Annotated in this window: 19 protein-coding genes; 11 read left to right on the top strand and 8 right to left on the bottom strand. The window is 47.6% G+C overall.

Going from position 1 to position 17985, the window contains the following annotated elements; translation table 11 throughout:
• Nucleotides 1–128 precede the first annotated feature (128 nt).
• The 5 genes from N2K84_RS08530 to N2K84_RS08510 all read right to left on the bottom strand — a co-directional run bounded on the left by N2K84_RS08530 (nt 129) and on the right by N2K84_RS08510 (nt 5435).
• The gene (locus tag N2K84_RS08530; protein ID WP_282591375.1) at nt 129–1310 is read right to left on the bottom strand and encodes a SpoIIE family protein phosphatase; all 1182 of its coding nucleotides are present in this window, start codon (nt 1308–1310) and stop codon (nt 129–131) included.
• A complete protein-coding gene (locus N2K84_RS08525; RefSeq protein WP_282591374.1) occupies nt 1310–2239 on the bottom strand; it encodes a PAS domain-containing protein in 930 nt (309 codons plus the stop codon). Before N2K84_RS08525 ends, N2K84_RS08530 begins: the two co-directional genes overlap by 1 nt.
• Before the next feature lie 113 nt (nt 2240–2352).
• A complete protein-coding gene (locus tag N2K84_RS08520; RefSeq protein ID WP_282591373.1) occupies nt 2353–3660 on the bottom strand; it encodes an acetylxylan esterase in 1308 nt (435 codons plus the stop codon).
• A 195-nt stretch (nt 3661–3855) separates the two neighbouring features.
• The gene (locus N2K84_RS08515) at nt 3856–4356 is read right to left on the bottom strand and encodes a HEPN domain-containing protein (RefSeq protein WP_282591372.1); all 501 of its coding nucleotides are present in this window, start codon (nt 4354–4356) and stop codon (nt 3856–3858) included.
• Entirely contained in the window at nt 4356–5435 is a 1080-nt protein-coding gene (locus N2K84_RS08510; RefSeq protein WP_282591371.1) for a DUF262 domain-containing protein, read from the bottom strand. Before N2K84_RS08510 ends, N2K84_RS08515 begins: the two co-directional genes overlap by 1 nt.
• 430 nt (nt 5436–5865) lie before the next feature.
• On the opposite strand from N2K84_RS08510, the gene N2K84_RS08505 reads away from it, so the two are divergent.
• The 11 genes from N2K84_RS08505 to N2K84_RS08455 all read left to right on the top strand — a co-directional run bounded on the left by N2K84_RS08505 (nt 5866) and on the right by N2K84_RS08455 (nt 14731).
• A complete protein-coding gene (locus N2K84_RS08505; protein WP_282591370.1) occupies nt 5866–6210 on the top strand; it encodes a hypothetical protein in 345 nt (114 codons plus the stop codon).
• Nucleotides 6210–6620, top strand: a complete 411-nt coding sequence (locus N2K84_RS08500; protein ID WP_282591369.1) for an ATP-binding protein — start codon at nt 6210–6212, stop codon at nt 6618–6620. The genes N2K84_RS08505 and N2K84_RS08500 overlap by 1 nt, the downstream gene beginning before the upstream one ends.
• A complete protein-coding gene (locus tag N2K84_RS08495) occupies nt 6620–7996 on the top strand; it encodes a [Fe-Fe] hydrogenase large subunit C-terminal domain-containing protein (protein ID WP_282591368.1) in 1377 nt (458 codons plus the stop codon). The genes N2K84_RS08500 and N2K84_RS08495 overlap by 1 nt, the downstream gene beginning before the upstream one ends.
• On the top strand, nt 7983–8324 hold the full coding sequence (locus N2K84_RS08490; RefSeq protein WP_282591367.1) for a DRTGG domain-containing protein: 342 nt from the start codon (nt 7983–7985) through the stop codon (nt 8322–8324). The genes N2K84_RS08495 and N2K84_RS08490 overlap by 14 nt, the downstream gene beginning before the upstream one ends.
• Nucleotides 8321–9064: a PHP domain-containing protein gene (locus N2K84_RS08485; RefSeq protein WP_282591366.1), complete on the top strand. Its 744-nt coding sequence runs from the start codon at nt 8321–8323 to the stop codon at nt 9062–9064. Before N2K84_RS08490 ends, N2K84_RS08485 begins: the two co-directional genes overlap by 4 nt.
• On the top strand, nt 9061–9609 hold the full coding sequence (locus N2K84_RS08480) for an ATP-binding protein (protein ID WP_282591365.1): 549 nt from the start codon (nt 9061–9063) through the stop codon (nt 9607–9609). The genes N2K84_RS08485 and N2K84_RS08480 overlap by 4 nt, the downstream gene beginning before the upstream one ends.
• A gap of 98 nt (nt 9610–9707) precedes the next feature.
• Entirely contained in the window at nt 9708–10103 is a 396-nt protein-coding gene (locus N2K84_RS08475) for a (2Fe-2S) ferredoxin domain-containing protein (RefSeq protein WP_282591364.1), read from the top strand.
• A gap of 17 nt (nt 10104–10120) precedes the next feature.
• Nucleotides 10121–11914 (top strand): NADH-quinone oxidoreductase subunit NuoF, encoded by a 1794-nt coding sequence (locus tag N2K84_RS08470; RefSeq protein WP_282591363.1) that lies wholly within the window; start codon nt 10121–10123, stop codon nt 11912–11914.
• A 14-nt stretch (nt 11915–11928) separates the two neighbouring features.
• On the top strand, nt 11929–13680 hold the full coding sequence (locus tag N2K84_RS08465; RefSeq protein ID WP_282591362.1) for an NADH-dependent [FeFe] hydrogenase, group A6: 1752 nt from the start codon (nt 11929–11931) through the stop codon (nt 13678–13680).
• 30 nt (nt 13681–13710) lie between these two features.
• Nucleotides 13711–14214: an NADH-quinone oxidoreductase subunit NuoE gene (nuoE, locus tag N2K84_RS08460; protein WP_282591361.1), complete on the top strand. Its 504-nt coding sequence runs from the start codon at nt 13711–13713 to the stop codon at nt 14212–14214.
• A 127-nt stretch (nt 14215–14341) separates the two neighbouring features.
• Nucleotides 14342–14731, top strand: a complete 390-nt coding sequence (locus N2K84_RS08455) for a hypothetical protein (RefSeq protein WP_282591360.1) — start codon at nt 14342–14344, stop codon at nt 14729–14731.
• Nucleotides 14732–14865: 134 nt separating this feature from the next.
• On the opposite strand, the gene N2K84_RS08450 is transcribed toward N2K84_RS08455, so the two are convergent.
• From N2K84_RS08450 to N2K84_RS08440, 3 genes are all read right to left on the bottom strand, one after another.
• Complete coding sequence (locus tag N2K84_RS08450) at nt 14866–15333, bottom strand: DUF4268 domain-containing protein (protein ID WP_282591359.1); 468 nt, start codon at nt 15331–15333, stop codon at nt 14866–14868.
• Between the two features lie 378 nt (nt 15334–15711).
• Nucleotides 15712–17271, bottom strand: a complete 1560-nt coding sequence (locus N2K84_RS08445) for a PepSY-associated TM helix domain-containing protein (protein WP_282591358.1) — start codon at nt 17269–17271, stop codon at nt 15712–15714.
• The gene (locus N2K84_RS08440) at nt 17268–17978 is read right to left on the bottom strand and encodes a LytR/AlgR family response regulator transcription factor (protein ID WP_282591357.1); all 711 of its coding nucleotides are present in this window, start codon (nt 17976–17978) and stop codon (nt 17268–17270) included. Before N2K84_RS08440 ends, N2K84_RS08445 begins: the two co-directional genes overlap by 4 nt.
• Nucleotides 17979–17985 lie beyond the last annotated feature (7 nt).

The following is a 17985-nucleotide window of genomic DNA, read 5'->3' as shown; positions in this document are numbered from 1 at the left end:
AACTGAATTCCAAAAGTATTTCCGGGATGGAGGAAGCTATTTGGGCAGCTGAAAGCAAAAACAGACTGTGCAAAATACAATAAGTTCTTCGGAATTAAAAATCGGAAACATGCTTAATATGGAATGTCTTAGACAAATTCAAGTTGTACTTTCTTGAAGAAGCGTTCTTCCAGCAACTTGACAATCCGCTTGACCACAAATTTGCGGATCTCCAGTTCCACCGGCTGGTCGGGGTCCTGGTGAGCCCAGTTGATGCGGGTACCCACAATGATGTGGATGGTGTCGTGCTCCATCAACAGTTTCACCACCTCATCGGGCGGCGAATTGCCCAGGCGGGTGTCGCTGGTGTAAGTTTCCAGGATTTCTTCCACTTTACCCATGGTCAGGATGCCTTCGGTGACCATTTCGAAGCCTTCCATGTGAGCCACCGGCGGGATGGAAGCATCGGCATACCGGTGTTGGATGGTCACTTCCAGGTTAAGTTCACGGGCAATGATTTCGGCCGTGGTACCCCCGCAAATGATTTTCTTCCCGGGGAAATCCTGTACCCGTTTCACAAACTCGAAGTCTTTGATCTTGTAAAAGGGCGGGCCGGTGATCAGCATAAACTCGCGGGGTTGACGAAAATAAACCACTCCGCAGCTGGTGTCGTCCTTCATCTCAAAGTTATCGTTCATGGCTGCATGGTTCAGGATTTTTCGGGCCAGGCGGGTGGCCGATATTTCCGGTTCGCGGGCGATTTGCTTTTGGGCAAACAGCGAAACTTCCGGTTGTCCCCAACCCATGGGGTGACGCTTTCCGCCCAAGCCGCTTTGGGTAACTCCATCGGTTAAAAAGAGGATACGGTCTTCTTTGACTGGCTTGAATTCGCGGATACGCAGAATTTTGCCCACGTTTTCCTCGCCGCGGATGTTCATTTCAATCTCGCGTGGGGCAAAGGGTTTTCCGTTGCGCAGGATGATGGTGGGCGGGTTGTCGTAGTTGATGATGCGCACCAGCTCGTCGTTGTCGATTTCAATAATGGTGAAGGTGGCATAGCTCTCTTTTCCCTCGCTGCTGCGGGGAAGCACCCGCATGAAAATGTTAGCGGCAATTTCAGGTTTGGTGTGGAACGAGGTGTAGTTGAGCGCCATCGAGGCGGTGAGGGTGGCCAGCACGTTGGCCTTCACGCCGTGGCCAATGCCATCCGAAAGCACCAGGATGGTACGCCCTTCCTCGCTGATGCGCCGGGTGTGGAACACATCGCCGCAAACCACTTCGCCCTTGGCTTGTTTTTGCTGAAAGTCGATCTCAACATGAAAGTCAGCCATCAGTTTTCGTCCTCCCCGTATTTGTATGATTCGATGATGGAGTTAAGTAATTCTTCGGTGAGCGAGGCATTTTCGCCCAGCAGGAAAGCGATTTTTTGCACGGTTTCCAGATTTTGCTTGTTAACCCGTTGTGCCCGGCTGATGATTTCCTCGCGCACCAGCGAGGGGGCCGACATGTCGCGGATAAGAGCGCCCACCACCCGGTTTTTGTAGATGCTAACCACCGAGATGTGCAGCAGACGGCTTTGAATTTTCAGGTCGCGCTCCAGCATATTTTCGCCCGAAACCATGATGGAGGAAAACATTTTGTACACCACCTCCGGGACCAGCTCTTTCAGGTCGGCGCCAATCAGTCCAGGGATGGTTTCGTAAAGCTCTTCGATTTCTTCGCCAAACAAACGGGCAAAACCCTGGTTCGAGTCGATCACCTTGTACTCGTTGTCAACAATGATGACACCGGCCCTGATTTTGTGCAGCATGGCCGAGGCAATCACGGTAGCTTCCTGCGCTTTTTCGAGCTTGCGCTCGGCTTTTTTGCGGTCGGTGACATCGAAGATGGAACCTACGATACCCATAATTTTGCCCGCGTCGTCGCGGATCACCGCCTTGTTGAACACCACATCGCGCATGGTGCCGTCGGGCAAGCGAAACTTGGTTTCGTAAATCTGGTTGCCGGGACTGTCGAACAGTTCCTGGTCGCGGCGGGCATAAATTTCAGCAATTTCGGGCGGCTGCACGTCAAACACGGTTTTGCCGATAATTTGCTCCTTGGTGAGGCCGATAAAACTTTCGTGTGCCTTGTTGGTAGAGCGATAAATGCCATGTACATCGCGGTAAAAGATGGGGATGGGCAGGGCATCTATAATTTTCTGGTGCAGCTCCGGGCTGTCGAACATGTCGGGCAGGAATGATTTTTCGTCGTAGATCATGCGTTTGGTTTTTTCGGGTGTAGCAGGTCACCGGTGTTGTTTCAGCTACCTAAAGGTATAAAAAGCCGCGGAATGTGAGCGGAGGCACTGGCAAAAGTTTCGGGACCGGGCTGCTACCGAAGATTTTGCTTTATCCAATCCAAAATCTGATGACGGGCTGTTAGCGAAATCCAATGTTCATTTACCGGTGTAATCAAGGCTTCCTTCTCGCAGTTCAATATATTGTAAACGATGTAGCTGGTAGTGGGCGGACAAACATTGTCGTTGTACCCCCAGGTCATAAACACGGGTACGTTGATCCGTTTGGCGAAATTCACCACATCATAGTATTCCAGTGTTTTCAGCTTTTCAGGGGTGTCCATGCCCTCGTAATTGGTGAAAAGATGCGGATAGCCTCCGGCACGTCCGGCTTTATACCCGGCCATATCGCTTAAGGCGGGATGATTTGCGGCGCAGGCGGTCACCCTTTCATCCAATCCGGCGGTAACCAGGGCCAAAGCCCCTCCCTGGCTCCCTCCCTGGACAATCAGGTTTTTTCCGTCCCACTCGGGTAGGGTGGTTAAATAATCCAAAGCACGCAAACACGCCAGGTACACTTTTTTCATGTAATAAGAGTCCCTGTTTTCCAGTCCGTTCACCAAGTAGCTGTTGTTCCCGTTACCAAAAGCCTGACTGACCTCTTTATACGTTTCAGCATCCAGATTGGGCCGAATGCCATGAATTTCCATATCGAACCGGATGAAGCCGCTTTCGGCATAAAAAAGATCCTTCAGCGGGTTCATAGGCTTGATCCCTGCGCCGGGTGGCGAAAATACGACAGGGTACTTGCCTCCCTTTTTGGGAAGAGTGAGGTAGCCATACACATAACTTCCTTTTTTGTAGGCCTGTAACTTTACCAGGTAACAGTCCACCAAGTCGTTGGAATATTCGGGTGCGAAAGTTTTTTCCAATTTCATTGGGCATTCGTCGGCATCCGCCTTTGCTTTTTTCCAGAAACTGACAAAATCATTCGGGAATTCGGTGTAGGGAGTCAATTTTTCAGGCTCAAAGCCTACTTTGATGTGGTGCTTATACTCCTTCTCATTCAGCGAAACCTTCAGCTGGCAATCTTTAAAGCCGGGTTGCGACATGGTGCCGATCGAAATTACCGCTTGGCTATTCTTCAGCATCGCTGTTCCGGTTTTCTCGCTTGGCATCATTTCGGGGCCGATGCTGTAGTAAATTTCCAAATTGTCCTGCAAAATCCCATATTCGAAAAGCGACACGGTAATTTTTGCTTCCTCGTTTAGCTGATAGAGCCAATTAGGATGGTCGGGAGCGGTTACCCACAACACATCGCTTTGGTACGGGTAATTCTGCGCATGCGGGGTGATAAAGGCCAATAAACTGCATAAGGCCAGAAGTAGCTTTTTTATAATCATTGATTTTTTGTCTTTTTCATGAAATTTGTATTGTACTATCTCTTGATACGTTTCTTCAGCAGGCACTAACAGCAATTTGTGCTTGGTAGAAAGATGAAATGTAAAACACTTAAAACTGCTTTACAGACACGGAACCGATTATAAATCGGTTCCAGCGACGAGATTGATAGTTTAATAGATGGCAGTTGCCCTTTATTATCTTTGCATTGCTTCATAAAGAGAATGTATAACTTCTTTTCCAACTTGATAATTATCTAATACTTCCTCAAATGTTAAAGATGGGCTTCCAACATGTACATATTTATGTCTACAAATTATCAAATTTGAATAATCTGACCTCACGTTTTTTCTTGAAGCTGTAAAGACAATTTTTTCTCTTTTGCGTAATTTTTTTTCAAACTTTTCTAAATATTTAGCGCCAAAGGGTTTTATATGTTGACTTTTCAATTCGTCAATCCTTATCCTTCCATTAATATTAGCAAAATGCTTTTCAATAAAACCTCCAAAAACAGGATTCTTTTTTTGAGCAAATTCAATAAATATATCTTTTATAGCCAGTTCAAATACTGTAACTGCACTAACAGATAAAAATCCAGCATAATTTGATTTTAATGCAGAATCCGTTATGCCACTTATTAATGGATTTAAGTGAATAATTAAATTGTCAGTAGCAATGAATCTATTTTGATAAGCCATTACTTATTGATTAAAAAATTCTTAACGTATGCAAAGCGTTCTTTAACAATTTTTGCATCAGTAGTTGCTAAGGTTGTATATTCGAAGAATGTCTCATCATTAAGTAATTGTTCGTACCTGTCAGATAAATCATTGGGTAGATTATTTACGCTATTCAATACCGTACAAAATATTGAATCAAATAAGGAAGTATTTAAAGGGCCTCTAACAGAAAATGGTTTAGGGCGCAATTTTTCATTAATTATTTGAGTAGTTTTTAAAAAATCGTGAGCAAATGTTTCAACCTTGCCTGAAGTTTGGTTTTGATATCTTTTTGCAACTTTACTTAGAAATTCTTTCATTGGTTTGTCATACTCACTCAGATGGTAACATAAACCAAACGCTCTTAAAATAAGTTCTACATCATTTTGGTGCTTATCAATTAACTTTTTACCAAGAATTGAACGCCAATGTTTGTTTTCATTTAATTCCCTGAGTTTATTTAAAAATTCACCACGAAATACACAATTTCTTATTTCTTGAGGTTTTAATGGAGTACCGCCAGTATTAAGTCTTTCAAAAATATGATAGACACTTGTTGTTTGTTCTTTTGGGGAAAGTTGGCGAATATTAATTGCTCTTAATACTGATGTTTCTAACTTTCTTCTGTCTTTTTCATCTAAATCAATAAATCTCTTGTTATAATAAGGATTTTTCTCGCTCAAACCTGTTAGCCTAAATGTTTGTCTCTTTCCTTTTTCATTCTCATATCCAAAATATCCTTCAAAGAAGAAAAATATAGAGAGTAATCTTTGTTGACCATCAATTACTAGGTTTTTATTAAAATCGTCAACGTAGAAAAATACTGGAGGGACTGGTAAGCCTATTAGAAATGATTCTATTAGTAAAGAAGATTGTTTAATTGACCACACAAATTCTCTTTGATAATCTGGGATTGCAATATCCCCATCTTTCCACATTTTGGCTAACCCACTTAAAGTGAAGTCTGAAGGATAAGATGTAATATCATATTCGATCAGTACGTCACTATCATCATCTTGTTCTCTTTCTATGTCTAAAATTTCAGTGTCAAGTGTCATATTATTTATTTTTAGTTATCCCAAATGTATATCTTTTTTCTTAGCCTTGCCACCAGCTCATTTTTATCTCTTCCAAAGCATCCGATATCTTTCCTCAGAAAGGGAATGCGTAATTTTTTGAAGTGAACATTTTCCCGTCCCCAAATTACAAAATCGCTCAGAATTAATCCGGTTGGTTTCGATAATTTATACGGGTTTTAAACCGGACAGCCAGATGGCGGTCGGGCACGCGTTGCCTTCCTGGGGCCAAGTTGAAAGTAGAAAGGCAGATGATAAAGATGGTAATCATTGATCAATGCCTGAGACTGATAACTGGAAATCCCACACTATTTCAAATCAGTCTAAATTTCAGGCTTTAGCGAATAATCTCGTTGAAATTTTCTGCCATTTGCCGGTTTTCAATCATATTTGCACAAACAACCAAACACACATGAGAGTCGCTGAAATCTGCGAGTTACTGTCGGCCACAGTGATTTGCGGAAACAAACATGGCAACGTTCAACTGGAAAAAGGGTACAGCTCCGATTTAATGAGCGACGTGCTGACCCTGGACACGGACAACTTGTTGCTGATTACCGGGATGTGCAACTTGCAAACCATCCGCACGGCCGAAGTGGCAGACATCCGGTTTATTGTTTTTGTGCGAAACAAAAAGGCCAGCGAAGAAATGCTGGTACTGGCCAGGGAACATGGCATCTGCATCATGGAATCGCCTTTCACCCTGTTTAAGGCTAGCGGTTTGCTGTATATGGCCGGATTAAAACCCGTTTATTAATGGAACTGAGCTTTTCGATTCAAGGAGGGGATTTCACGCGGGCAGGACACGCATCGAGTGAAGTGAAAAAAAAGTTGAAGCAATTGGGAATCGACGCCAAATGTATCAAAAGCATTGTTATTGCCCTTTACGAAGCCGAGGTAAATGTAGTGGCTCATGCCTGGAGCGGTGATATCCGGGTAGAAATCGATAAAGACAAAATACAGACAAAAATCACGGATAAAGGGCCCGGAATTCCCGATATTGGACTGGCCATGCAGGAAGGTTATTCCACCGCCAGCAAGAAGGTGAGAGAAATGGGGTTTGGCGCCGGGATGGGGCTGTCGAACATGAAAAAGAACACCGACGTGCTGAACATTGAATCGGTGGTTGGAGAAGGAACCACAGTAACCATGATCAATTATTTTTGATGCCCGCTACACCCATATATCATGCGCTGAAAGTAGATGCCCGAAAATGTATCGGTTGCACCCACTGTATGCAGGTGTGCCCTACCGAGGCCATCCGTGTACGCAATGGGCTGGCTGCCATTCAGCAAAAGCGCTGTGTGGATTGCGGCAACTGCATGCGGGCTTGTCCGGCCCATGCCATTTATGTGGAGCAGGACGACCTGGATAAAATAAAAGCCTTCAAGTACCGCGTGGTGCTGTTCCCCTCGGTGATGATTGGCCAGTTTCCTGAGAAATATACCGAAGACCAGATATACGATGCCGTGCTGAAGGTGGGATTCACCCATGTGTTTGAGGTGGAGCAGCCGATTGGTTTTCTGAAAGACTCGATCCGTGAGTACCGGCGTCGCAATAAAAAGCACAAACCGCACATTTCCACTTTCTGCCCCTCGGTAGTCCGGCTCATCCAGCTACGATACCCGTCGCTGATCGACCACCTGATTTTGCGGAAAGCGCCGCACGACCTGGGCGCCCACTTTGCCATCGAACAACTGAAAAAGCAAGGTGCCACCGAAGACGAGATTGGCTTGTTTTACGTTACGCCCTGCATTGCCAAAATGACCTCGGTGAAAAGTCCGCTGGGCGAAAAGGAATCGATTGTTGACGGCATTATCAACATGAACGAGTTGTACAACCGGGTGATGAAAATTATCAGCACCAAAGAGGCGCCCGACATTAGCGACCAGCGGGAAATGCTCACGCGCGACGGCATCCTGTGGAGCCTTACCCGTGGCGAGGCCAAACATTTTGGCGAACGCAGCATGGCGATCGACGGCATCCACAACGTGATCAAGTTTTTGGAGCGATTGGAAAATGAAGAAGTCCCCGAACTGGACTTCCTGGAACTGCGCGCGTGCGACCAGAGTTGCGCGGGTGGCAACCTGATGTCGGGGAACCGATTCCTCACCGTGGAACGCCTGGAAAACCGCGCCAAACGCTATCCGCCTGCCTTCAAGTTTAAAGACCACCCCGTGCAACAGGATGCCTCAAGTATTAAGCAGAAGTTGGTGGCCGATAAAATTCAGCCCAAGCCGGTATTCCAACTCGATGAAGACCGCGAGCGGGCGCTCGAAAAAATGAACAAGGCACAGCGCATCATCTGCTTTTTGCCCGGCATCGATTGCGGATCGTGCGGAGCGCCCAATTGCCAGGCCCTGGCCGAAGATATGGCTTGCGGGCAGGCAAAAATGTCCGACTGTATATTCCTGCAACAATTGTGGCAGGACGAACATAAAATAAGTACCTCCAAAGCTTTGCAAAATGTGGAGCGCAAGTGGGGGAAAGACCGTTTTAAAGCTGATTGTAATAAAAGAGGAAAAAGAAATGAAGGTTTCTGATCTGGTAGAAAAATTAGGGTTGAAAGTCATTTCCGGCGAGAAAGGGCTTAACCGCGTAGTGGACGGAGCATACGTTTCCGATTTGTTGAGTGATGTGATGGGGAATGCCCGCGAAAATCAGGTGTGGATTACCCTGCAGGTCCATCAGAATGTCATGGCTATAGCCTCGCTGAAGGACCTGGCGGCAGTCATTCTGGTGAAAGGACTTACCGCGAACGAAAATACCATTCAGCACAGTAATGAGGAACAAATACCCATTCTCTCAACCACGCTTTCAACCTTTGATATGGCTGGTAAATTGTATGAATTGTTGCATGCTGAAAAATGAAAAAATACAGGGCTGATCTCCATCTGCACACGGTTTTGTCCCCCTGCGCCGATCTGGAAATGAGTCCCGATCAACTAGTGCGGCTGGCCAAAAAACGAGGGATCGACATCATTGCCATAACCGACCATAACAGCACCAGGCAGTGCGACATGGTCAGAAAAGTGGCCGAAGGTTCCGGATTGATCGTGATTAATGGTTGCGAGGTAAACAGCCGCGAAGAAGTCCATGCCCTCTGCCTGTTCGAAGACGATTACACACGCAACGAGTTCCAGAAGTTTCTGGATCATTACTTGCCGAAACTGCCCAATCAGCCTGAATATTCGGGCTATCAGATTCTGGTGGACGAAAACAACGGCATCACTGAAGAAATTCCATTTTTCCTGGGCAACGGACTGGATGTTGGACTGGAGGAGATTGAAAAATTTACCCATCAATTGAATGGCCTGTTCATCCCGGCGCACATCGATCGGCCAATCAACAGCATTTTCAGCCAGCTGGGTTTTTTGCCCCACGAGCTGCACGTTGATGCCTTACAAATCAGCCGGCAGTCGGACGAAGCCCACATCCGAAGACTCTACGACATTCACGACGACATTACGCTCATCAAGGCCTCGGATGCCCATTATCCGGAAGACATTGGTTCGGCCTGTTCTGTTTTCTTTCTGAATGAACCCACTTTTCAGGAAATACGCTGGGCCCTCAATCAAAAAAACGGACGGTCGGTAAAAATTGAAGCATGACAGAACTGGCATTGCATATACTCGATATTGCACAAAACTCCATTCGGGCAAAAGCGTCGATGGTTGAAATCACCATTGCCGAAGAGCCGCAACAAGACCGCTATGTGATCGAAATTTTGGACAACGGTCCCGGTATGGACGAACATACTCTGACACGGGTGGGCGATCCTTTTTTTACTTCGCGGACAACCCGCAAGGTGGGGCTGGGTATCCCGCTGTTCCGGCAAAATGCCGAACTGGCAGGTGGCGCGCTCCAAATCGAATCCGAACCCGGCAAAGGCACTCACCTAAAGGCCATTTTCGGCTTTCACCATGTTGACCGCCCCATTCTGGGCGATATGGCCGGCACCTTATTGATTTTGATGACCAACGAAAACCAAACAGAAATCGTATATAAACATCAAACACCGAAAGGCGACTACGAATTCGACTCGCGCGAAGTAAAAAAAGTACTGGAAGGAGCATCGATCAACTCGCCTGGAATCCGCAATTTTTTGCTGGAAATGATTCGCGAAAACCTGGAACAAATCCAAATAAGCGAATGATGATAATTATTAGATATTTATTGACCCGATTGACAGATCTTTGAAGAATCAACAAACACATAACCAACAAATTAAAACACAACTGACATCTTTTAAAAATGACAAAAATCAAATCACTGGCTGACCTGAAAAAGCTGAAGGACGAAGTTCAGTCGAAAATTAAGCTGAGAGAAAAAGGCGACCACCCGGAGAACCTGATCCAGATCAAAGTGTCAATGGCTACCTGCGGAATTGCATCCGGCGCAAAAGACACGATGAACTTTCTGATTGAAGAACTAGACCACCAAGGAATTGATGCCGTTGTTACCCAAACGGGATGCATGGGCTATTGCTATGCCGAACCCACCATCGAACTGCTGATCCCCGGCCAGGAACCGGTGATTTACGGTTACGTGGACAAGGTCAAGGCCCGAGAGATCATCGATAAGCACATCAAGCTGAACGAAATGGTGGATGGCATCATTCCGGTTACCTACAAAAAGATTGACGAATAATAAACTTCATCAGAAAAATGACTGCATACAATACGCATATTTTGGTTTGCGGAGGTACGGGCTGTAAGGCCTCCGAAAGCGAACTGATCAAATTGAATTTCAAGAACCAATTGGCCGAACTGGGACTGGACGATGACGTCCAGGTGATCCACACCGGCTGTTTTGGTTTTTGTGAAAAGGGGCCGATCGTGAAAATCCAGCCCGATAATACGTTTTATGTCACCGTGCGCCCCGAGGATACCAAAGAAATCATCGAAGAACATCTCATCAAAGGACGCAAGGTGGAACGCCTGCTGTATAAAAATCCGAAAACCCAGGAACAGGTCACCGAAAGTAAAAACATGGACTTTTACAAAAAACAAGTTCGTGTGGCCCTGCGCAATTGCGGCTTCATCAATCCCGAAAATATTGAAGAATATATCGGGAATGATGGTTATTCGGCACTGGGGAAATGCTTGGAAGAATACAGCCCGGAAGAAACTATTCAGGTTATCAAAGACTCGGGCCTGCGTGGTCGGGGCGGCGGCGGTTTTCCAACAGGTTTGAAATGGGAGATTACCCGCAAGGTGCAGGCCGATCAAAAATACGTTGTTTGCAATGCTGACGAAGGCGACCCGGGCGCGTTTATGGACCGCTCCATCCTCGAAGGCGACCCACACTCGGTGATCGAAGCGATGGCCATTTGCGGTTATTGCATCGGCGCCAGTAAGGGGTTGGTATATATTCGGGCCGAATATCCGCTGGCCATTCAGCGTCTGAAAACGGCCTTGGCACAAGCCCGCGAATATGGTCTGCTGGGTGAAAATGTCCTGGGCTCCGGCTTCGGTTTCGAAATCGAAATCCGTTACGGGGCGGGCGCTTTTGTGTGTGGCGAAGAAACTGCTCTGATCCATTCGATGGAAGGCAAACGCGGCGAGCCTACTTTTAAACCACCATTCCCCTCCGAGTCGGGCTACATGGGAAAACCTACCAACGTGAACAATGTGGAAACCTTTGCCAACATTCCGCCCATCATCAACAAAGGGGCGGCTTGGTTCAGCAGCATTGGCACCGAAAAATCAAAAGGCACCAAAGTGTTTGCGCTGGCCGGCAAAATCAACAATGTGGGGCTGATTGAAGTGCCCATGGGTACCACCCTGCGCGAAGTGATTTACGATATCGGCGGCGGCATTAAAGACGGCAAAAAATTCAAAGCCGTACAAACAGGAGGGCCGTCAGGCGGTTGTCTCACCACCGCGTTCCTGGATACGCCCATCGATTACGACAACCTGCTGGCCGCCGGCTCCATGATGGGCTCGGGCGGTATGATTGTGATGGACGAAGACGATTGCATGGTTTCGATTGCCAAATTTTACCTCGAATTTACCCTGGACGAATCTTGCGGGAAATGCACGCCCTGCCGGATTGGCAACAAACGCCTGCACGAGATTTTGGTGAAAATTACCGAAGGAAAAGGAACCCGCGAAGACATCGACAAGCTGCGCATGTTGAGTCAGGTAATAAAAGATACCTCTTTGTGCGGACTGGGACAAACCTCGCCCAACCCGGTGCTTTCCACCCTCGACAACTTCCTGCATGAGTATGAAGCTCACGTGGATTCAAAAAAATGTCCGGCAGGACAATGCAAAGCGTTGATGCAATATGTGATCGATGATGAAAAATGTACCGGCTGCACGCTGTGTTTCCGTAATTGTCCGGTTGGCGCCATCTCGGGCGAGAAACGCAGTCCGCATTACATCGACCAAACCTTGTGTATCAAATGCGGGGTGTGTTTCGAGAAGTGTAAGTTTGATGCCATTAAAATTGTATAAAAAGAGGAAGAACTATGGAAATGATCAATTTAACCATCGATAATAAACCCATCGTCGTTAAAAAAGGAACGACAATTTTGGATGCGGCATCAAGCATTGGCATCGACATTCCCACGCTTTGCCATATGAAGTTGCACGATATGAACATTGAAAACAAACCCGGTGGCTGCCGCGTTTGCGTGGTGGAAGTAAAAGGACGCCGCAACCTGGCACCGGCTTGCTGCACCGAAGCTACCGAGGGGATGGAAATAAACTCACACTCGCTGCGCGCCGTCAATGCCCGGCGCACCGTGGTGGAGCTAATCCTGTCGGACCACCCGGCCGACTGTCTGGTGTGTGCCAAATCCGGGAACTGCGACTTGCAGGACCTGGCCCAGCATCTCGGCATTCGCGAAATCCATTATCAGGGATCGCAATCGCACTACCGCGAAGACACTTCGCCGGCCATTATCCGCGAAATGGACAAATGTATTTTGTGCCGCCGATGCGAAATGATGTGCAACGAGGTGCAAACTGTAGGTGTGCTTTCCACCATCAACCGGGGCTTTCATTCGGTGGTTTCACCAGCTTTCGAAATGAACCTTGACCACTCTACCTGTACTTATTGCGGACAGTGTGTGGCCGTTTGCCCTACCGGTGCGCTAACCGAAGTAGATCACACCGGCGCTGTCATCCGGGCCTTGTCTGATCCCACCAAAACGGTAGTGGTGCAAACCGCACCAGCCGTCCGGGCCGCATTGGGCGAAGAATTTGGCATGGAGCCAGGAACGCTTGTCACCGGGAAAATGGCCGCTGCCCTGCGCCGCCTGGGTTTCGATTATGTGTTCGACACCGACTTTGCCGCCGACCTGACTATCATGGAGGAAGGCACGGAGCTGCTTGGTCGTCTCAATAAATATCTGGCGGGCGACAAGCAGGTAAAACTGCCTATTCTGACTTCCTGTTGTCCGGCCTGGGTGAAATTTTTCGAACATCAGTTTCCCGAGCTGAAGGACATTCCTTCCACGGCCCGCTCGCCGCAACAGATGTTCGGGGCTATTGCCAAAACGTATTTCGCCGATAAAATGAACATCAAACGCGATGACCTGGTGGTGGTCTCCATCATGCCCTGCGTCGCTAAAAAATACGAAAGCGGGCGCGACGAGTTTGCTGTGAATGGCAACCCGGATGTGGACTACGCACTGACAACCCGCGAATTGGCCCACCTGATCAACCTGGGCAACATCGATTTTAAATCGCTGCCGAACGAAGAGTTCGACAACCCGCTGGGCGAATCAACCGGTGCCGGGGTGATTTTTGGTACTACCGGAGGGGTCATCGAGGCAGCTGTGCGCACCGCCTACGAAGTGCAGACCGGGAAAGCACTGAAGCGGCTGGACTTTGAAGAACTCCGGGGAATGGAAGGCTTACGTAAAGCAACGATCGACTTTGACGGAACGCTCATCCACATCGGAATCGCCCATGGTTTGGGGAATGCGCGTAAGTTGCTGGAAGAAATCAAAGCCGGACATAGTGAGTTTCATGCGATCGAGATTATGTCGTGCCCTGGCGGGTGTATTGGCGGCGGTGGCCAGCCATATCACCACGGCGACGTCGAAATATTGAAAAAACGTCAGCGGGCTATTTATGCCGAGGACAAAAACAAGGTGCTGCGCAAATCGCACGAAAATCCGTACATTCTGAAGTTGTATGAAGAATTTTTGGGCGAACCGCTCAGCGAAAAAGCCCATCACCTGTTGCACACGCAATATTTCGACAGAAGCTAAGGAGATCATTAATATCAAAATTGAAACAAAATGCCAAAAATAAAACTTGCAGAAAAGACCGTAGAATTGATCCGGGAAATCTGCGCACAATTCAATAACCAGGAAACCGAGCTGATCAATGTGCTTCACCAGGTGCAGCACAAATTGGGTTACTTGCCTGCCGAGGTGCAGGAAGTTATTGCCAAAGAACTGAATGCTTCTGTGGCTAAAGTTTATGGTGTAGTTACTTTTTATTCGTTTTTCACCATGTTGCCTCAAGGACAACACCCCATTTCTATTTGCATGGGGACGGCCTGCTATGTGCGGGGCGCCGAAAAAGTGCTTACTGAGTTTAAGCGTCAGCTTGGCATTGAGGTGGGCCAAACTTCGGCCGATGGAAAATTTTCGCTGAGCTGCCTGCGGTGCGTGGGTGCTTGTGGTTTGGCCCCGGTAGTGCTGGTGGGCGAAAAGGTTTACGGACGTGTTTCACCCCAGCAGGTTTCAAAAATAATTGCCGAATACCAGGATGGTTGTGCGAGTGCACAATCTGCTTGATAAGAATGTAAGTGGCGCATAATCAGTGCTGAAAAAATGGCTCCGTTGTTCGCGGGGCTATTTTTTTATCTAAAAGCTGGCCCGGTTAGCCATCAGTGCGGTGGATAATTGCTAATTTTGCCAGTCCATGAAGAACGAAGAGAACAATACGGTTTTTTACTTTTTCAATCAAGCTGACGAAACCATTTACGCAAACTTTACGGGAGAGATTGGTTGGAACGAACTGGAAAATTTCTACAAGGAGATTGTGCGGTTTTACCCTCATGTAGCTGTACTGAGAATCCTTCAGGATGAGCAAAGGGCGACATTCCCGGAAACGGAGCAAGTGATTGGGAACAGCCGGGAATTGATCAAGATACTGACCGACCAATATCCACGGGTAAAGCTGGCAGTGGTGCAAAACCGTCCGGTAGAAACCGCCTATAGCTTTTTGTTTTTTGATCAGTTTCAAGGAATGAACGTGGACTACCGGATTTTTTCATCCGAAGAAAATGCAGTTGCCTGGCTATGCGAATAGGCGGGAAAAAGAAAGATTTTCAAACTCCGGGTTCCCGGAATTTCCGGTTCCGGCTTTTGTTAGACAAGGGCACCCTATCGTTTTGGGACCGATGCTTGTCATGTCGATAATCATCATTTATCATTCACCAATCATCAATCTCTAAGTTCTTCCTGAATGACGTCGCGGATATCCATAAAATTTCGTTCCAGAATGAGCATCTTTTCGATAAAGAAGTTATAAATGTCGGGCCACTGGTTTTGCCGGTGAATATCGAGTCCCTGTTGCGTTGTAAATATGCGGCAGACCTGCTCGCCGCTGTCCCGCGTGTAGCAAAGTTCCCAGTGAAGTCCTTCGTCAAAGCCATCTTCGAGCAAAGGCTTGTACTTTTCCAGCAGTTCAAACATGGCGAGGCGTCGGTCTTCGTCGCGGTGGTTTATTTCGATCATCACCATCGCTTCGTTCCGGTCGATGTCGAATTTCAGGTCCAGTCCGCTGATTTTGGTGTCGTACAAAACCCATTTCTTTTTTCGTCCGGCCAGCTCGGGCACAATTTCGCACCGCTGGCCAAAAAGCGTCCAGAATTTTTTACGCAGTTGTTTGGCTTCTTCCCGTGTGTACATAGGCTGTTTTCAGGCTGCAAAAATAAGCATGATTCCCGGATTCGCCTACAGGGACGAAAGTAGATTGAACGAAATCTTTTCAAGTTGATTCGATGCTCTTCGATGGGAGCGGGCCTATTTTTATCAAAATCGGAATCAAACGGAAAGCTTAGTGCAGGCGGGAAGTTCCGACGACAGGAGGAAATCACCCGCCGAACTTAGCTTTTCGGAAGATGGAGGTTGCAGATAAAAATCAGCCTTGACTTTTTTGTTTACTTTTTGTGTTAAGACAAAAAGTAAAATCCGTCTGATAAGACATTTGTTTTGAAACAGGGTTTTCGACAACGCCATGAAAGTCCTTATATTTCGCTTAAATAGGGGGATTTTTAGAAAAAACGATTATCGGGTTGATGCTTTTGCTTGCGGCTTTTTCGTTTTTCGGTAGGCTTTCCACCAAATCAGAAAGCCGCTGATGAGCACCATCAGCAGGCACAATCCGGAAAGCGGTACATAAAGGATGTAAAACGCCCCGATCAGGTGTTCGAAAATGCGGCCGGTATGCACCTCCAGCGCTGCATTCCACAGCGATATGGAGGATTTGTCCAGCAATTCTTTCGGCATTTCCCAGTTTGGTTGGCCCTCAAAGCTAAACATACCCCGGTCGTAGTAAAACAGATAATGGTCCTGGCTTGGCGTTTCGAAATATCCGGATACCATGTGGTTGGATACGGGACGTCCGCTGCCGGCCACCGGAGGTTGTTGCGTGAAAGCATCCAGTACATAACCGGCTGGGATGTCCCAAACAAACAGGCCGGAGAAAGAGCCGACCAGGTATTGTGCTGCACCGGTTTTTTCGAGCACATTGCAGCCCATCACGCTCACGGGTGGCTGTATGGCCGGTTTTTCCAAAGGCTTTTTCAGCGATTCGTCTGCCAGGTAAATGCCGTCAGAAGTGGAGAACAGGTAACGCTGCAAATGATCGTCCCAGGTGGCGCGGCGCAGCTTGTCGAACCACGGGTTAGGCGAATCGAGATGCGTACCCGGAATCAGGCCGACTTTTACGCCTGCTACCGGAATGAGCAAGGGGGGCCGTAAAAAGATACCGGCCGTCGTGTTGATCATCAGAAACGCTACAAACACGTATCCCACAACATTGTGCCAGCGCAGGTTTAAGCGGCGGGCAGCGGTGAGTTTCGAGTTGTCTTTTTGTTTTTGTTTACGGCGTTTGGCAATTTTCGGAAAAAAGAAATGCAGCAAGCCGGTCACGGATAAAACGATGGTTACGATTCCCAATAAATCGACCACCAGTTTTCCGGTAAGCCCGAACAACTCACCACTGTGCAGCTCCCACAGGGTGTTGAATAAGCCGGTTTCGCGGCGGTAATTTATGGGCGCCGGAAGTTGGATGGTTTCAAACTGCCTGCCGTTGCCGGATTTAAGCAGGTAGTGGCGGCTCAAAACCATCAGGCTGTCTTGCTTGATGAAAATATCTGCGAGCCGTTCTTCTTTCAGCGGGAGCGGTACTTTTTCCCAGATCCTGCTATTCAACTCGCGCTGGTACAGCCCGAAGTGGGTGGCAGCAAACAATTTTCTGCCGTTAAAAAGTACCGTGTTGTATATTTTACGTTGGTCGATTCCTTTCGGAAAGCCCTGGTTGAAATCGCTGATTCCCGATTCTGTTTTTTTCCAGACGCCGATGTTCCCGTAAAACAGGAAGTTGGCCGAATCGAGCGGAAGCCCGCCGCGGACGGCTGCCAGGTTCCAGTTGTCGTATTGGTAACCGGGTGGCATCAGGTTGCGGTTGATATCGATGCCCGAAAACACCGGGCGGTGGTTGAGAATTATGCCCGACAGGGCAAACAAAACGGCCAGAATAGCAATCACGATGCCTGGCCATTTATGCAGTTTTCGGAATAAGGTCACGGACCTGTTTTTTCTTTTCGCGGTCTTTTCTTTCATTTAACAAAACGCTGTTCGATCAGGTCGTTAAACGCCTGGCGGAAAAGGTTGCCTACCGGCAATTTGTGTTTGCCAATCTCTACCTGGTTGCCTTCGATGGATTGAATGCGGTCGAGGCGGATGATGAAGGATTTATGGATGCGGAAAAACTCATTTGCCGGTAACAAATCTTCCATTTTTTTCATCGACAGGTTGGTTACCAGGTGGGTGTCTTTCAGGTGGATTTTGATGTAATCGCCCAGTCCTTCAATAAAAAAAATATCCTCAAAGCCAACACGCACGGCCTTCTTGTTGGCCTTGATGAACATGTATTCAGCGTTGCTTTTCGGTTCGTTTCGTTGGTTGAGCAGCGCCAGCTGTTCTTCGGCTTTTTGAAAAGCTTTAAAAAAGCGGTCGAAGCTGAATGGCTTTTTCAGATAATCCAGAATGTTGAGCTCGTATCCTTCCAGGGCGTAATCGGTGTAGGCGGTGGTCAGCACTACCAGTGGCGGGTTTTTCAGGTTTTTCAGGAAATCGAGCCCCGAAAGCTTGGGCATGTTCACATCCAGAAACATGAGATCGATCTCGTTTTCCCGGAGCATTTGATTGGCCTCAATGGCGTTGTTGCATGCACATACAATTTCGAGGTTGGGAATGTCCATGGCGTACTGCACAATCACTTGCTGTGCCAGGGGTTCGTCGTCAACAATGATGGCTTTCACGTTCATAGTTTGG

The sequence above is a fragment of the Gaoshiqia sediminis genome (assembly GCF_025907915.1).
GTDB lineage: Bacteria > Bacteroidota > Bacteroidia > Bacteroidales > Prolixibacteraceae > Gaoshiqia > Gaoshiqia sediminis.
The sequence above is the reverse complement of the archived record's forward strand: the minus strand, read 5'-3'. Positions and strand labels throughout refer to the sequence as shown.

Excerpts from the sequence above, each read along its gene's own strand:
- N2K84_RS08505 (WP_282591370.1), top strand. The coding sequence starts at position 5,866 with ATGAGAGTCGCTGAAATCTGCGAGTTACTGTCGGCCACAGTGATTTGC.
- N2K84_RS08450 (WP_282591359.1), bottom strand. The coding sequence starts at position 15,333 with ATGTACACACGGGAAGAAGCCAAACAACTGCGTAAAAAATTCTGGACG.
- N2K84_RS08520 (WP_282591373.1), bottom strand. The coding sequence starts at position 3,660 with ATGATTATAAAAAAGCTACTTCTGGCCTTATGCAGTTTATTGGCCTTT.
- N2K84_RS08515 (WP_282591372.1), bottom strand. The coding sequence starts at position 4,356 with ATGGCTTATCAAAATAGATTCATTGCTACTGACAATTTAATTATTCAC.
- N2K84_RS08485 (WP_282591366.1), top strand. The coding sequence starts at position 8,321 with ATGAAAAAATACAGGGCTGATCTCCATCTGCACACGGTTTTGTCCCCC.
- N2K84_RS08455 (WP_282591360.1), top strand. The coding sequence starts at position 14,342 with ATGAAGAACGAAGAGAACAATACGGTTTTTTACTTTTTCAATCAAGCT.
- N2K84_RS08525 (WP_282591374.1), bottom strand. The coding sequence starts at position 2,239 with ATGATCTACGACGAAAAATCATTCCTGCCCGACATGTTCGACAGCCCG.
- N2K84_RS08500 (WP_282591369.1), top strand. The coding sequence starts at position 6,210 with ATGGAACTGAGCTTTTCGATTCAAGGAGGGGATTTCACGCGGGCAGGA.
- N2K84_RS08490 (WP_282591367.1), top strand. The coding sequence starts at position 7,983 with ATGAAGGTTTCTGATCTGGTAGAAAAATTAGGGTTGAAAGTCATTTCC.
- N2K84_RS08495 (WP_282591368.1), top strand. The coding sequence starts at position 6,620 with ATGCCCGCTACACCCATATATCATGCGCTGAAAGTAGATGCCCGAAAA.
- N2K84_RS08475 (WP_282591364.1), top strand. The coding sequence starts at position 9,708 with ATGACAAAAATCAAATCACTGGCTGACCTGAAAAAGCTGAAGGACGAA.
- N2K84_RS08465 (WP_282591362.1), top strand. The coding sequence starts at position 11,929 with ATGGAAATGATCAATTTAACCATCGATAATAAACCCATCGTCGTTAAA.
- N2K84_RS08480 (WP_282591365.1), top strand. The coding sequence starts at position 9,061 with ATGACAGAACTGGCATTGCATATACTCGATATTGCACAAAACTCCATT.
- N2K84_RS08440 (WP_282591357.1), bottom strand. The coding sequence starts at position 17,978 with ATGAACGTGAAAGCCATCATTGTTGACGACGAACCCCTGGCACAGCAA.
- nuoE (WP_282591361.1), top strand. The coding sequence starts at position 13,711 with ATGCCAAAAATAAAACTTGCAGAAAAGACCGTAGAATTGATCCGGGAA.
- N2K84_RS08510 (WP_282591371.1), bottom strand. The coding sequence starts at position 5,435 with ATGACACTTGACACTGAAATTTTAGACATAGAAAGAGAACAAGATGAT.
- N2K84_RS08530 (WP_282591375.1), bottom strand. The coding sequence starts at position 1,310 with ATGGCTGACTTTCATGTTGAGATCGACTTTCAGCAAAAACAAGCCAAG.
- N2K84_RS08470 (WP_282591363.1), top strand. The coding sequence starts at position 10,121 with ATGACTGCATACAATACGCATATTTTGGTTTGCGGAGGTACGGGCTGT.
- N2K84_RS08445 (WP_282591358.1), bottom strand. The coding sequence starts at position 17,271 with ATGAAAGAAAAGACCGCGAAAAGAAAAAACAGGTCCGTGACCTTATTC.